The following is a 16,097-nucleotide window of genomic DNA, read 5'->3' on the forward strand; positions in this document are numbered from 1 at the left end:
GCTTGCAGATAGCGGTGAACGCCAAGCGTCGTGGCTATTGTTCATTTTGCCCGCAAGCTGCCCATCGCAACTGGTAGCGGTCCCTGTTAGCCTATTTGAAAAAGGTGGTCCCGGTGCGAACAGCGCCGGGACCAATACTGACCCACCATGACGGGGATGGGTCGGCACAGGGTGGCCTTGGTCTTATCGTTTGGAGTCAACCGACCAAGGCCGCTGATAGGAAGATGTCGCGGCTCCCTATCAGTTTAAGCAACACAGAAACCGTTATCTGTGATGCGTAGTTCATTTGCCTGGAGGGATAAGCCACTGGGTTGATAAGTTCAAACCTCTCTTTGTTGGTCCCAAGAAATAAGCGACCCTGTGCCGGGAGGGGTAGCGAGCCGTCACTGCCACCACTGACGGCTCGCCTCGCACCGGCATTAGGCCGATGCGTCCTGCCGACGTTTACGCGTCGGAAAACAGAACGACATTCACGTGCGGATGATTATTCTACCCATCTTTCCGACGTCACACATCGACCTTTTTGCTCGCAATAAAACCCGTGTTGCAGAATTCCATGTTCCAAGTAATACTGATCGGCTGAAGCAGAAATATTATTTCTATATTGGTTTATAGATATTTTTTACTGACAGAAAAAGGGGCGACATCCTCCCCTTTTTTCTAATCTTATAGCCCATAGTTTTTATAGGCCAATTTATAGGAGGTTTCTTGTATCGTGCACTCGTTGTGGAGGATCAGGATCTCATGCGTCTCGCCCTGATGGCTGAACTTGAAGCCAGTCGGGACGATTGCTGGGCGCTTGGCGCACAAACTTTTGAACTGGCTTGTGAGCTGCTGGCCTGTCAGCATTTCGATCTCATCGTAATCGATCCCGGACTTCCAGGCATCGACCCGACGTCCTCCGCCTCCCGCCTCACCGTTATACGCCAACTTATGGAACGCTCATCCCACGCTGCCCACATCATCATCACAGGTTCTGACAGCGCCTGGGAGGCCCAACAATGTGAAGCACTTGGTGCCGCTTCATATCTTGCAAAAACGGGACTTTGCAAGGGGATGCTTGCCAGCATACTGAGAGGTGACTGCACCTCATCGGACGCGTTCTGCTTCCGCCCGTCGCGACCAGGGATGACGTCCCCAGACTTTCGCTGCTCTCAGCTGACCGAACGCGAACAGGAAGTCATCAACCGCATGCTCGGGAGACAAACAGGCATGAAACGGAAACAGGTCTTCAGTGAAATGGCGGAACGGCACTGCATTGATACAGGCACAGCCGAAAAATACTACAAGCAGGCACGCAAGAAGCTGATCAAACACAACCAATTGCCAAGAGGATTATGACCAATGACAGTTCTGAGAGTCCATGGTGTCAAAGTTGGCATTGCACAACAGGAAGTATCCGATGTTATCTGGCAGGCTCTGCACCAAGGGTCCTATGAAGCCAAGGAAGCGAAATGGGTGTTCAAAGCCATTCGGCGAAATGACCGTGTCCTTGAACTTGGTGCCGGATTGGGGATAGTTTCTTCGCTCATCGCTTCTATTACGGGGGTAAGGCTCTGGGCTTTCGAGGCCAATCCCCATACCTGTCGGCTGGCAAGGCGCGTCATCGACGAAAACCACCACACCAATATCTTCTTAAATCAGGGGATTCTCTCCGCAGGTGATGCGCAGACATTCGATTTTTACGTCCGCGAAGACCTCTGGATGTCCTCCACCGATATCAATCAGGGTCCCTTCAATACGGTATTGCAGATCGTCTCTGCCGATATCGATGACTTCATTGTCACGCACAAGATCAATGTGCTTGTGATGGATATTGAAGGCGCCGAACGCGATCTGCTCGAAAATGCGCAACTTGCTGGTGTCGAACGCATCTTTCTCGAGTTTCATGATCATTTATATGGCCTCGACGGGATTCGCGCGATAACCCTGGCCCTTGCTGCGAAAGGCTTCGCCTATGATCCGCGCGGATCGTGCGGGGCATGCGTGCTATTCGCAAAGGATGATAGTCCGCGCGCTTATGAAGACGAGGATTTCGATGATCCCACGCAACTCTAGACACGCCATCCTGCTGACGCTCGTGATCTCGACTTTCACGGCCAGTTTCGCGCGTGCACAATACCCCGCCCTGGGACTGCTAAAGATAGAAACATCAACCGGAAAGACGCTTGCCACCTATTCGTCGAGGGAGCTGAATTCCGCTTTTCAGACTGAAAGCTATCAGACACTCACGCCTTGGACTGCAAACACAGAGAGAATTACATTTCGCGGACCGGCTTTGGGCGCAGTGCTCGCCCGACATGGACTCGCACAGCGTGCAGCAGTTCAGCTCATCGCTTATGACGATTTCATCACCGAGATCACTCAGGAGGAAATCAGGAAATATTCGCCCATCCTCGCAGTGGAACGCAACTGTACGAAGCAGGATGTCGAGCGCAAAACTTGCGCCCCTGGGCAGCAGTTTCGACCCCTAAGCATGGATGAGTTCGGGCCTGTTTACCTGGTCTGGCCCTTTGAGAAACTGCCCTATAACTATGTGCCAGGCCGGAACAGTATCTGGGTGTGGTTCGTCGTCGCCATTAGGTAAACCCGATGAAACAAAAACGTGACACCCGCACATGCCTTGTTTTTATCAGCATTCTGGTGGCGCTGGGTCTTTGTGGATGGTCTTTTCAACGCTCTGAACAATACCGTAACGAGTCAGCAACTCTCGCCAACCAGACCTATGAAATCCAATGGCGGTCGACCCAAATTCGCGAGAAGCTCATCCGGCTTGACGCTTATATTCGAACTGCTATTTCAGAAATCAAAGCTGATCCAGATCTTGCGCTATCAATCAAACTTGCGGAAATAAACGTCCGGCAAGTATTGGCGCTGAGCTACGTCAATGTTGTTCTGAGCGCAGCGGATGTCGCCTCCCTGAACAGAATCGGCGCCATACTTGAAAACCGCATTGCGCCGCTGATCAATTCAGGCCATGGCTATCAAGAGGCCTACAACTATCTTCAGGAGGCAGAGTATCTCAGCTATCAGGTCACGGGTGCTACGGTTGCGCACAGCGCCACGATCAACCAAGCTGCGCAGATCAATCTCGATGCGTCCCAAAACCGTCTGATTTTTGCGGTGAGCCTGGCTCTGCTGACAATCGGGTACATGGCTATCAAACAAAGCCATTCCTTCGCCTGCAAACGGGATAATCACCTAAGATCATTTTCGTCCCTCTTCGCCCATATGACGCACACCCGCATAGCTGCATTGCGGCTCTTTCTGCAGCAACAGAAGGTGAATGAACCGGTCGATGTTAGAATGCTTGAAGCGGCCAGAAACGCTTCGAGCGAACTCGAAGCGATAAACCGTTGTCTTTTGAATATCGCAGATGTCCGCCGGCAATATGTCACCAATACCGTGGAGCACAGTCTTCGTCACCTCAGGTCTCAGCGAAAAAGCTGCGTTTGCATTGCGATCGACCCAAAAGCTGCACTTCTTCCCGTTCCAGCTATCGAACTCCAGATGATACTCGACGAGCTGATACAAAACGCTGAAACCGCCGTTGAGGGACAGAGCAACGCCAAGATCACAGTCTCCGGGAAAGCCGAGAGAAGCTGGTTGATAGGTCGTGTAAAGCTGACTTTCGAAGTGATCGACAATGGCAAAGGTATGGATGATAAAGCTCTGAATAAAGCGATGTCTCCATTTTTCTCAACAAAGGCCGGCAGTTATCTTGGCCTGGGATTAACCAGTTGCGAGCAAATGATCAAGGCACTCGCAGGTTCGATATCACTCACATCACGGGAACAGAAAGGAACAACGGTGCGAATTTCTTTTCCCGTGCGAAGAACCGACCGCGTTCGACTGGCAATGGGCCGCTTTGGTTTGCGCCCATAAGCAGATTTCGCATACTCAGAGCATCTCGCAGTTTCTGACACGACCCTTGCCTTGGCTTCCGATACTTAAACCATTTGAACGCGCTTGACCTCTGGCCAATCGAGAAACCGAACTATCCCCTGCCATCATCTCCCCGGTTTATAGTCTCAGTTGGCTGGCAAGCCGGATAACCGGCGCAAGAACAAACTTGATCAAACCACGCTCAGGGGTGATCTGCTCCTTGAGAGCGTGGTTCTGCGGTGCAATGCGGGGTCTTCACCGCACCAAAATTAAGGTTATAATACGATTGCCCCACCGCACACCGATAAAACCGAAATAAAGAAAAATCACGCGATGAATTAAATATTAGGAATACACATATCTCAATAATAGTTATTCGAGATAGTCGCTCATCATATACAATTCAATATCAATTATTTTTGAGTGGTGAAGGGTTTTTACTTTATATATATAACGGTTTTATATTTTTAATGGATAGAAATATGTTTAACATATATATGGGCCGACCCTGGGATTCTTGTAATACAGACAATTTCGTTGATCTGGTTTATTACTATGGCGGCTCGTCGCTATTCCTGGTGGGAATCCTGGCGTCATTCGCTGCTGTTATATTTCTGATATTGTCTGTTATAGATTACGATATTCCGACGTTGAGTGAGAGCAGCAAAATCTATTTCTTGAAAGCAGTATTCTTCTCCGTCGTATGCTGGTCACTCTACAATCTCCTACCTTTTTGCTAGGTCTGGGACTCCCATTAGTCAAAGTGTATCAAGCAATGCACCCACCTGGCTTGGCCGTGGCCCGGCATAGCATAAATACATTCCGCAACACGCCTGGTTTATTGGGGGCAATGCGCATTAAAGCGACGTCATGCAAAATAGGATGGCTTTTCGTCATCGCGATCATTCGGCTTTTTGCGTGACCCATTGATGATTGCGCCATTCCGGTAAGTGATAGGGCCAGCCTAAAACGAAGGAGATCGCGCGAGAAGAGGCTGTCTAAGGATCTTCGATAGCTGGGTTGATATGTGTCGAATTGCCAAGACCAAATCTCGGTCGTCTGCTTCACTCCCAAGCTTAGCAACCACCAGGAATTTTCAACGCCAGCCGAAGGTGCAATTCGTAAAAGCCTGGTCAGTGTTGAACACACTCAGACCTTCCCTGCATCTGCACTCGCCCAGGTCCGCATATCCCACGCCAAACATCGTTTACCTTACCCTTGTGAATTTTTACCTGAAAGTTATTGATTTAACTGCTTTCGATTGCGTTTATTTTATTTTTAACAGAGACTGTAGAGTATAGAATCGCTGAAATTCAGAGCGAATAGCTTTTTAACATCGGGGCGAGGAGCAATTCGTTGAGCAATCAACTTTTGAGCGAGGGAGGTTATGCCTCGCGACGCGGTGTATGGGGCTGGATATTCTTCGACTGGGCGGCGCAGCCGTTTTTCACAGTGGTGATCACGTTCATTTTCGGTCCTTACTTCATTTCACGCATGGCCGAGACCGCTGAAGCCGGACAGATTGCCTGGGGTTACGGTTTTGCTGCCGCAGGCTTCGCAATCGCAATTTTGTCTCCCATTCTGGGTTCGATTGCCGATCAGACCGGGTCTCGCAAGCCGTGGATCGGGTTCTTTGCGGTTCTCAAGATCGTCAGTCTGATGACGCTCTGGCTGGCAGTGCCTGGTGCTAACCTGTTCTGGGTTTTGCTTGCCTTCAGCATTGCAATGGTTTCGGCAGAGTTTTCCATCGTCTTCAACGATTCAATGATGCCGCGTCTGGTGCCGCGCGAGGAGATTGGACGCGTCTCCAATCTGGCCTGGGGCCTTGGTTATCTCGGGGGCATGATCGTTTTGGTCTTTGTGGTCTTTTGTCTCGCGGCTTCACCGGAAACCGGCAAAACGATTATCGGTATGAAACCCTTGTTCGGACTGGATCCTCAGCAAGGAGAGGATGCCCGTATCACCGGGCCGATCTCTGCACTCTGGTATCTGATATTTATTCTGCCGATGTTTCTCTTTACGCCCGATCAGGCGCGCGGAAAGCCCTTGCGGCAGGCATTGGGCAAAGGTCTGTCCGAACTGAAAGCAACGTTAAGTGAGGTTCGTAAACGCCCTGGGATCGCCCGCTTTCTCATCGCGCGCATGGTCTATCAGGATGGTGTCACCGCGCTTGTTGCTTTGGGTGCAGGCTATGCAGCCTCCATGTTTCAGTGGTCGATCACCGAGATCGGCCTTTTTGGCATGATCATCAATGTCATGGCTATTTTCAGCTGCCTTGTTGCAAGCCGCATGGATAGACGCTTTGGCTCCAAGACACTCGTCATGATCTCGCTGGTATTGCTGCTTTTCTCCTCTTTTGGGATCATCTCAACCGGACGCGATTATCTGATGTTCGGCATGACGCCGCTTGAATATTCGCCGGCTCAAGGTCTGTTTGCCTCCTCGGCTGAGCATGCTTTTCTGGTTTATGGCATCATATTGGGTGCCGCTTTCGGCCCGGTTCAGGCCTCATCCCGGTCGTGGTTTGCTCGCAGTATCAGCCCTGAAGAATCTGGCCGCTATTTCGGTATCTATGCCTTGGCAGGACGGGCAACGAGCTTTGTCGGCCCTTTCCTCGTGGCAACAGTGACCGCGATCACGCATTCAGCCGCAATGGGTATGTCTGTGCTGGTACTCTTCTTTGCGATTGGCATTCTGCTTGCCGCCAGGACACCTTTTCCAGCGGATCGCTACGGGGCAAACCCAAATCTTTCATCGCCGCAACCGTCCTAGTCGCAACGCCTTGTGGACACTTGCAGGCTGACTTCCATGGCACAACCAGGCCCAAGCATTTCCTGGAAACCGCGCCGCAATACAGTCCCCATGGAGCTTGCCGGATTGCACTCTCGAACATCTGCAAGCGAGGGTTCGGGCGGTGACGGACTCATGCCTATGCGCTGCTGTGGGTTCTCTATTGCCGGCACATGATGGTGACTGGACAGTCCCCGCCTTCATTGCTGGCGTGTTCCAGCGTGCGTGATCTGGCTACTGGTATCAACCGGATCAAGCACAGCCATTCTCCTTGTTGGCGGTTGTCGATCGAAGGGACACTGGTATCGCCCAACCCGGCTGCAACCGGCAATGCGAGAGATTTCCCCCTGCGACAGGCGCATTCCTCGCGCAGCAAAATCTTCGCTTTGCCAGTCCTCCGCCTTCGCTTCGGCCCCAGGGTGCAACCATGGTTTCAGGCGACACCTTTTGGTGTCCGTCGACAACGCCAAAAAGGAGTAAAGGCAATGTACGATCTCGTTAACTTCATCCAGATCAATCCCGAGAACCAACGCATCACCGGCAATATAGCGACACTGTCCTTTGACATCGACGTCACCGGTGATTTGCTCTCAAGCAACAACCCGAAGGCACCCACTTTTCGTCTTTATGGCCTGACTCCGCGCATGCGTCGCATTGACATTGGTGGAATCTGGACAAGGCAGAACACTGAAGGCAAGGATTACTTCACGCTCAGCGTCTGCACCGGTCTGGGTCGGTTTAATGCAAATCTCGGGCGCTATCCAGGGCAGGATGACACAAATCTCTACGCCGTCATCGCCTGGGTATAGCAACAAAAGCTCCTTGCCCCGTTCAGACGGGGCAAGGACACGCTGTTTTAAAGCGGCGGGCATGAGCCGTGCTGATTGCAGTCAACCTGTCTCTGAAGCACGGCAACAATACCACGCTTTTCGAAAGCGAAATGCGTCCTGTTAACTGGAGCGCCAGCGACCGAGCACTGCGGCAAATGGCCGTTCGCCCGCAGCACGTCGTCTGGGTTCAACCGAAGCAATTGGCTGTCTTACTCTTGCCGGGACTGGCTCTGCCTTTGCCGGAGTTTCGAAATATAAGCCGCTATTTCCCGATCATTGTCGAGCGCGCCCTCGATCTTAAAATGCGTCGTCCAACTGGCCGGAACGCTGGCCGCTCTATGCTGCACCCAAACGCGCTTATCGTGTGGCACACAAACCTTGTAAAGGTGATGACCCAGCCCGCTGACAAGACAGCGGACACCTTCGCTGTCGGTTCCCAGCAATGTGCTGAATTCGGTCGATTTGTAAGGCGCTTCTTCATGTCGCTCATCAACCCATTGGTGCTCGCCCCGCGCGCCAAACGGCTTTCGCTTCCAGATGACATAGATGGTTTTCCCGAAATAGCGCTCGAGGGTCAGCGCCGTCTCGCCATGATTGACTTGAACAATCAATGTGGTGCCAACACTGGCCATCAGCGTTTTCAAGGCATCCTGGCCGTATTTCTGTGAAACCTGCGCCGCATCTTGAAGGCCGAGCACAACGCAGACACCCTTCGAGCGCCCGACGGTGATGAATGTCTGGAACTGTTGGATATGTGGCAGTTGCGCCCATTCATCCAGGAAAAACCAGATGCGACGTAATTCATCGTCGCCAAGCGATTTGCTGTCGGTGACGGTATTGATGGCAATGGCATAAAGCGCCGCAATCCATGCGTCGGATAGGGTGGAAAATTGCCCGTCATGGCGAATGATCACCGTCCCGAACCGCGTGGTGTCGCGCAACCAGCCCCGGATTGAAAACAACTGACGCCCTTCATAGCTTGGCCATGCGCTGGCCAACATATTCAGCATTCCCATCTGGGCTTCAAGCGTACCGCGCGTTGACATCATCTGCCGGAAATCAGCCTCCAGAAACAAATTGGTGCCGCGACTGAATTTTAAGGCCGTCGCCAACAACGTATCATTGTCCTGCCGGGTTTCCTGCAGCAGTTCCGCCCATGTCCATTGCTTGGGCTTGGTTGCCATCAGCTTGATAATACAAACCGACAAAACCGCGCGGGCACTGTCTGAGAAAAAGCGATTGGAGGATTCAACGACAAGCCGATTGGCAAGCTCAATGGCTTCCTGGGCCACCTCCAGATCGGCTGCGATATTCCAGACTGCCGAGCGACAATCCTGCGGCGCCAGCAAAAGAGGCTGATGTCGTTCACCTGCAACCAGATTGGGTGGAACGCATTTTGTATAGTCACCCTTCTGGTCAAAGATCAGAACCTTGTCATTGCGCTTTATCGCTGCGTGGATCATCCGGGTCATCAGGATGGTTTTGCCGCCACCAATGGCCCCAATAATGTTAAAATGGCGGGTCTCTCGCCCCAGCGAAAGCTTCCAACCATTGAACATATGCAGCCCGGAAACATTCGGGTATCGACTTTTTTTCTGCTCATAATCCGCAGCCAAAAGCAGATCCCGCATGCCCCCAATGCTAAGACCGCTCAGGATGATACAAGTCCGCCTGCGCAGCAGATGATACCACAATGCAAGGACACCAAGCGCGAGAAAGCCAATCATCGGCATCGCCATCAGCACCTGATAATGAAACATCCGCGCCGGCGGAACGCCACCATGCACAGCGATCAACACACGACACGCAGAGACAAGGAACGGCAGATAACATCGCACACTCTCAATGAAGGTTAGTCTCGCACCGGACTGCGACCAGTCGCGAAACCAGTAGCCGAAGACAAAGGCTACCCCCGCGCAGACGAGCAGAAAACAACCACTCAAAAGATAGGCTCGCCAAGGTGGGTGTGGCTCTTTCTCAATCATGATGAAACCTCCCTTATACAGAAGGGATAGAGGTGATTGTGTGTGGCAGCGCTTTTGATGTCTTGTGATCGGTGCAGATACGTAGGTGCTGCCTGCCCTTTACCGAGGCTGGAAATCGCCTTTTCTCAGCAAGGCAAGCCTGACTTTTTTGCGGATTAGACGATTTTTCAGCTGTGAAACTTTACCGATCGGTTTCAGCGCGAAAGCGCCGCGCCAGCTCATGGAAGGCCGCTTTGAAGTCCGCCAAGGGAAGATCGGCAAGCCCCGCATCCAATGCGAGCTGTCCGATCAATTGTGCCTGCGTCTTCATGCCCACGTCCAGTTCCGCGTTCAGATGCTGAATTTCCGCCTGGATCTCAGCGACAGTTTTACTTGCGCGAACCCGTGACATCCTCTTCCCCTTTTCCTCTTCCATCCATTGAATGGCGCTCATTGTAGACCGAAAGGATCAACGCCACATTCCCTACAAAGTGGAGAGATAACGGTGGGCTCATCGAAGGCGGTGACGCTGATGGGCTTAAAGGCGCACTTTGCAGTTTTGGCTGCTTCAGCCCCGCTTCATATTGGGAAACAATGCTTGCCGTTTCGCCGTTCCACGCCTGGGACTATCTTTTCACATGGCGATTTATCATCTGACGCTCAAAAATATCAGCGCAGGAAAAGGGCAAAGCGCGGTTGCCGCTATTGCCTATCGTCGTGGGGCTGTGATCGTCAATGAAGCAACCGGCGAGCGGAAGGATTTTTCGCGTAAACCCCACATCGCTCATACGGAATTTGTGATTCCTCCCAATGCGCCAGGCTGGGTCAAAGCACTGCGCGCTCTGCCCGATCACCTGCCCTCGCAAAAATTCTGGTCGCAGGTCGAACATGCCAATGGGCGCCTGAACGCGCATTATGCTGATGAAATCGAGATCGCGTTGCCACGTGAATTAGCCATCAAACACAATGTCGAACTGGTCCGTGCTTTTGTCGCAGAGCAACTGTCGACGCGTGGTCTTGTGGCCGACTGGGCCTATCACGACATTCCCGAAAATCCACATGTGCATATACTTGTCCAAACCAGACCTTTGACTGAGACCGGGTTTGGTCCGGTCGCCCAACCGAGCGGGCAGGACGACGGCAGTGTCCACCGAAAGGCTAAGGGCAAGATCGACTACAGACGGTTCGGGCTTGGCAAGTTCGATTTGATCCCGATCCGCGCGGGGTGGGCTACTGTGTTAAACCGCCATCTGGCTCTGCAGGGACTGGATATCCGTATGGATCACCGGTCGTTCAAGGATCAGGGGCTCCCCTTGCTGCCGTCGGATCATATCGGAGTTTCGGCAACGGCAATCGACAGGCTGGGCGGCATATCGGAACGGGTTGCGCGTAACAAGGCCATTGCCCTCATCAATGAACAACGGGTGCTCAACAATCCCGAGCTGATTTTGGAGAAACTGGGCCAACAGCAATCGGTGTTCAGCGACAGGGACATTGCCGGAGAAGTCTTTCGTTACACCGAAAGCCGGGAAGCCTATCAGCAGGTCAAGCTGAGGATTGGAGCCAGCGAGAAATTGATCGCGATCCGCGCACCAATTTATGATTGCGCAAGCAACAAGGAAATCCAACCCGCGCTTTATACCACGCAATCGGTGTTTGAAACGGAGTACAGGCTGCTCGACAGCGTCCGAAAGCTTGCCGGCAAAACCACATTCTATGTGCCCGAAAAACGGTTGCAGCAAGCCCAATCCGCCTTCGAGCGCCAGACGGGCTATTCGCTTTCAGAGCAACAAAAAGCTGTGCTGCGTTATGTGAGCGGAGCGCGCGCCATTGCAGCAGTCGTCGGATTTGCCGGGGCAGGAAAATCCTCCGTCATGCATGTCATCCGCCAAGCCTATCGGGCCAATGGCTGTCAGATTTTTGGGGCAGCACTCGCTGGTGTGGCGGTGGATGAGCTCAGACGGGCAAGCGGCATCGATAGCCGTACAGTGTGCTCATGGATCGTCAGTTGGGCAAAGGGCAAACGCCTGCTCAAACCCGGTGACGTATTTATACTCGATGAGGCGGGCATGGTGTCCAGTCAGCAAATGCTGGCCATTACCGAACAGGTGCGTCGGGCCGATGCAAAACTGATCCTGCTCGGCGACCACCGTCAATTGCAGCCCATCATGTCGGGTGCTGCGTTTCGCGGCATCGCAGAAGAGCTCGGCTATCGCGAACTGACCGGCATTCGCAGGCAACGCAGGAGGCAACATCGCAAGGCTTCTTTGCTGCTTGCCACAGGAAAGACCAACGCCGCCCTCGCGCTTTACCAAAGGCTCGGCAATTTCAGCTATGCCGCCACAAAAACGCTGTCCCAGGACGCTTTGATCCGGGACTGGACCGACTGTTTTCGGCATGGCGAAGACGTGCTGATCCTGTGTCATCGCAACAGCGATGTCGATCGTCTCAACGCAAAGGCACGAGAGGCCCTTAAGGCCCATGGCGCATTGCAGAACGCGTTTAACGTGATCACTGAAAAAGGCAGCAAATTCTTTGCGATCGGAGACAGGGTCGTCTGCCTCAGGAGTGACTGGAAAACCGGCCTGCGCAATGGAACAAATGCCACCATTACCGCATATCAGGCTGCGACGGGTTTGATGACAATCACAACGCAACAGGGATCAAGGGTTCAGTTCTCAGTCGGACGCTATAATGCCTTTGATCACGGTTATGCGCAGACCATCCATAAATCCCAAGGCAAGACGGTGCGTCACACTCTGGTGTATCTGTCGAAATCGATGGATGCCCAGCTGACCTATGTCGCACTTACCCGCCATCGCAGCGGCCTGCATCTTTATGCGGATCGGGAGGAATTTGTCGACAGGGCGGCGTTGCAACAGGCGCTGTCACGGGATCGCCGCAAAGCGGTTTCGTTCCAGCATTGTCATAGCCAGGATTATGGCGACGCCCTGCGCGGCTTCATGCAACGGCGCAATATTGGAACCGAAAATGACTGGCGACTTGCTCTGCAGAAAATCATCACGCACTGGAAAAACCGGCTGCATCTTGCGGGCATAAGGTTGAAGGGTGTGGAGGAAAAGCTACAGGCGTTCATCAGACGGCAGCAATCCTGTTCAACCGCCCAGATAGCGCTCGACAATCATCGACCAATCCAAAGAGAACGGCGTTCCTCCGACGCATCCGCCCCGTCGAGACAAGCCTATCTTCCGATGCCGGATCGGGTTCGTCAGGTTGCAGCACATATTAAACAAGCAATCGACCATGCCGATCGTGTCGATACAAAAACCGCCCAGTTAAGCCTTTGGCAAACATGCCGTCATGCCGTCTCAGACGGTCCACAGGCCCAAAAGGTCAGTTGCTATCTCGACGCATTGGGCGCGTTGTTGTTGCCCTCGGCGGCGGTGGCGAGCGGACCGTGTTTTGACAGATGCAGGTTGAAATCTCTTCTCTCCTGCTTTCACGAACGTGACCGGGCGCAAGTGGAAAGCGACTGGCCCGCCATCTATTATCTGTCGCGGGTTCGCCTGTTGGTCACGCAGGCGGAAATCGCGCATGTGCCGGTTTCTCAACGCGCCGAAAGGCCGCTGATTGAAGCCTGTGACGCAAGCACTGTCCAAAGCCATCAGGCCGAGAGGCCGCTGATTCCAGCGCTGATATTTGAAGAGAGCGTTCGCGACGTGGCATCGCGTCTGACGGTGCAGGATGCCGATCTTGGGGAGTTGGAACAGCTCGCTCGAAAGAACCTTGCGCAATGTTTCCGCAATCCGGTTGCAGTGGCAGATCTCCTCATCAACCACATTCGTGCGCGGGGAACCCTTGCACCGCATCAGCAAGCTTTGCAAAGGCGACCAGCCGATTTTGGCGATCATTTGGCAAGGACCGGAATCCTCGGATGGCCCAGCAGGCAAAGGATTGTCGCACAGGCCTCATTGCGCATCAGTGTCAGCGCCCTTGAAAACTATGCGCAGCGCTTCACGCAACTGATGCAGAGTTTCATGGCATCTGAACTGGAATTCCGTGAAAAAATGCGGCAGCCGATCGCCGATCTTTCGCCTCGCGCACGCGATCTTCTTGCGAGAGTTGAGGTTGAGAACCAGGATCTTTTAGCGCTTGTTATGACCACGAAAGGTGCTTGCGCGCACCGGGAAGCACAAGCGTTCCTCGCGCAGATCGGCGCGCGATTTGGAGCCTGTAACCCCGTTGACGGCGAACGCTTTCAACGGGTGGCGGCAATGCTTGAACCACAGGCGGCAGCAAGATTGGCGTTACGGGTAAAAACCGCGCAATCTCTCCACCATCTTGTTGCGTGGCAATCACGCGCCGAACGGTTGCACGAAGATCACTGCCAGCAAACAGACGCCTGCCAGACAATCGATCTTTGATCCCGTGTAAATGTTTCAGCACCGTCTGTCCGCACGAGCTGATCACGGGCCGCCCAGCGTGTCTTTTTGCCTCTCGCCCAAAACTGATGCTCAATTATCGGAGACCCTGGAAATCCATAGAAGAACGGCATTGGGACGCCTCAGGCAGACAGTCGTCTAACGCCACATACCGCGCATTCTCGCTCCAACATCAATCCTGACCTGCCGCGTGCTGCGCTCCGCGCCTGCGGCTGACAGTTTTGGCCAGCTGGTGAGCTCGAAGAGCGGCAGCAGGTTTTTGGGGATAAAGCGGGTTCTCGAGGCATAGACGTGCCGGTCCCCCTGCGTGTTCTGCCCATAGGTGAAGAAGCGTTGCGGTGTGATGAGGCTCAGGCTGTCGCGCGCGCGTGTCATCCCGACATAGAGCAGGCGCCGCTCCTCTTCGAGTTCGGCCGTCGTTCCGGCGCCGAGATCAGAGGGAATACAACCGTCCACTACATTGAGCATGAAAACCGAACGCCATTCTTGGCCCTTGGATGAATGAATGGTTGAAAGGATGAGGTAATCCTCGTCAAGCAGCGGTACGCCCGCCTGGTCACTGGTGGCATCGGGCGGGTCAAGCGTCAACTCGGTCAGGAACCGCTCCCGATTGGCATAGCCGCCGGCAATCTGCTCAAGCTGGAGAAGATCCGCCTTGCGGGTTTCAGCATCCTCATGAAGACGCTCAAGATGCGGTTCATACCACAGGCGCGCCTGACCAATTTCGCCGGGCCAACCGCTTTCAGCCTTGCGCAGGCCTGTAAGCATCAAGACAAAACCTGGCCAGTCTTCGCTGGCCTTGGGCGGTGGCGGAATTTCGGCGAGGGATAATAATGGCTCGGGGTCAGTGGCAATGGTGTCCAGTATTTTGCCGGCTGTCTGCGGACCGATCCCTGGGAGCATTTGGAGCAGGCGAAAGCCCGCCACACGATCGCGTGGATTCTGCGCAAAGCGGATCACCGCCAGTAAGTCCTTGACATGGGCGCTGTCGAGAAATTTCAATCCCCCGAATTTGACGAAGGGGATATTGCGTCGCGTCAGTTCGATTTCAAGCGCACCGCTATGGCTCGATGTCCTGAACAGCACAGCCTGTTGCTTGAGCGTGATGCCAATCTCGCGATTGGCCAATACCTGCTCAACAATATAGTGGGCTTGGTCACTTTCGTCCCTGACGGTAACGAGCATGGGACGCTGCTCCGACTGACGATCCGTCCATAGGTTCTTGGTGAAGCGCTCGCGTGCAAGGTCGATCACCCCATTGGCCGCAGCCAGGATGGGTTGTGTGGAGCGATAATTGCGATCGAGCGTGATGATGTCTGCCGGCTTTGGCGCGAATGCTTCGGGAAAATCAAGGATGTTGCGCACCGTCGCCGCGCGAAACGAATAAATCGATTGCGCGTCATCGCCGACAACAGTCAGGCCCTGTCCATCGGGCTTAAGTGACAGAAGAATGGAAGCCTGCAGCCGATTGGTATCCTGATACTCATCAACCAGGACATGATCGAAACGCCCGCCGAGATCCTGCGCGAGTTCGGGATCGGACATCATCTGCGCCCAATAAAGCAGGAGGTCGTCGTAATCGAGCACGTTCTGTACCTGCTTGGCATCGACATAGGCGGCAAATAATTGTTTGAGTTCTTCTTCCCAGCCAATTGCCCAGGGATAGGCTGATTTGAGAATCTGGCCGATGGTGCTTTCGGCATTGACTACCCGGGAATAGATGGCGAGGCAGGTCCCCTTGGTGGGAAAAAGGCTTTCGGTTTTTGACAGGCCCAATTCGTGCCGAACCAGATTCATCAGATCCGCACTGTCTTCGCGATCATGAATTGTAAAATCCACATTCAGGCCGATCTGTTCGGCATAAATCCGCAACAGTCGCGCCCCGATGCCGTGAAAGGTCCCGGCCCAGTGCAGCGCATCCCGCATGATGGCTGCGTTCTCACCCAGCACTTGACGACAAATACGCTCCACCCGTCGTCCCATTTCTGCAGCCGCCCGACGCGAAAAAGTCATCAGCAAGATCCGTCTTGGATCCGATCCTTTGACGATTAAATGGGCAACCCGATGCGCCAATGTATTGGTCTTGCCTGAACCGGCGCCGGCAATCACCAACAGTGGACCGCTGACACCAGCCTCCCCCACGCCATATTCAACTGCTTCCCGTTGCCGGTCGTTAAGCTTTTCCAGGTAAGCCGTCATCTGTCCCCGTCATAAACAAAAATTTC

Annotated in this window: 10 protein-coding genes; 7 read left to right on the top strand and 3 right to left on the bottom strand. The window is 53.6% G+C overall.

What is annotated here, in order from left to right; genetic code table 11:
* Positions 1–708 precede the first annotated feature (708 nt).
* The 6 genes from QBD00_RS16915 to QBD00_RS16940 all read left to right on the top strand — a co-directional run bounded on the left by QBD00_RS16915 (position 709) and on the right by QBD00_RS16940 (position 7,484).
* Positions 709–1,341 carry a response regulator transcription factor gene (locus QBD00_RS16915; protein WP_191793484.1) on the top strand — a complete coding sequence of 211 codons (633 nt, stop codon included), beginning with the start codon at positions 709–711 and terminating at the stop codon, positions 1,339–1,341.
* Positions 1,342–1,344: 3 nt separating this feature from the next.
* On the top strand, positions 1,345–2,058 hold the full coding sequence (locus QBD00_RS16920) for an FkbM family methyltransferase (RefSeq protein WP_151093452.1): 714 nt from the start codon (positions 1,345–1,347) through the stop codon (positions 2,056–2,058).
* On the top strand, positions 2,039–2,587 hold the full coding sequence (locus QBD00_RS16925; RefSeq protein WP_191793482.1) for a hypothetical protein: 549 nt from the start codon (positions 2,039–2,041) through the stop codon (positions 2,585–2,587). The genes QBD00_RS16920 and QBD00_RS16925 overlap by 20 nt, the downstream gene beginning before the upstream one ends.
* Before the next feature lie 5 nt (positions 2,588–2,592).
* Positions 2,593–3,885 carry a sensor histidine kinase gene (locus QBD00_RS16930; protein ID WP_318580083.1) on the top strand — a complete coding sequence of 431 codons (1,293 nt, stop codon included), beginning with the start codon at positions 2,593–2,595 and terminating at the stop codon, positions 3,883–3,885.
* Positions 3,886–5,241: 1,356 nt separating this feature from the next.
* Positions 5,242–6,657: an MFS transporter gene (locus QBD00_RS16935; protein ID WP_151093460.1), complete on the top strand. Its 1,416-nt coding sequence runs from the start codon at positions 5,242–5,244 to the stop codon at positions 6,655–6,657.
* 503 nt (positions 6,658–7,160) lie between these two features.
* Complete coding sequence (locus QBD00_RS16940) at positions 7,161–7,484, top strand: DUF736 family protein (RefSeq protein WP_151093462.1); 324 nt, start codon at positions 7,161–7,163, stop codon at positions 7,482–7,484.
* Between the two features lie 230 nt (positions 7,485–7,714).
* Here the strand turns inward: QBD00_RS16940 and QBD00_RS16945 are convergent, their stop codons facing one another.
* Positions 7,715–9,490, bottom strand: coding sequence for a type IV secretion system DNA-binding domain-containing protein (locus QBD00_RS16945; protein ID WP_318580084.1), 1,776 nt, complete (start codon positions 9,488–9,490; stop codon positions 7,715–7,717).
* Positions 9,491–9,671: 181 nt separating this feature from the next.
* Positions 9,672–9,923 carry a TraC family protein gene (locus tag QBD00_RS16950; RefSeq protein WP_318580085.1) on the bottom strand — a complete coding sequence of 84 codons (252 nt, stop codon included), beginning with the start codon at positions 9,921–9,923 and terminating at the stop codon, positions 9,672–9,674.
* Between the two features lie 184 nt (positions 9,924–10,107).
* Here QBD00_RS16950 and traA point away from each other — a divergent pair, with 184 nt between their 5' ends.
* Positions 10,108–13,854: a Ti-type conjugative transfer relaxase TraA gene (gene traA / locus QBD00_RS16955; protein WP_318580086.1), complete on the top strand. Its 3,747-nt coding sequence runs from the start codon at positions 10,108–10,110 to the stop codon at positions 13,852–13,854.
* 156 nt (positions 13,855–14,010) lie between these two features.
* Here the strand turns inward: traA and QBD00_RS16960 are convergent, their stop codons facing one another.
* Positions 14,011–16,071 carry an ATP-dependent helicase gene (locus tag QBD00_RS16960; RefSeq protein ID WP_318580087.1) on the bottom strand — a complete coding sequence of 687 codons (2,061 nt, stop codon included), beginning with the start codon at positions 16,069–16,071 and terminating at the stop codon, positions 14,011–14,013.
* Positions 16,072–16,097 lie beyond the last annotated feature (26 nt).

The organism is Ochrobactrum sp. AN78 (assembly GCF_029909885.1).
GTDB classification, from domain to species: Bacteria; Pseudomonadota; Alphaproteobacteria; order Rhizobiales; family Rhizobiaceae; genus Brucella; species Brucella quorumnocens.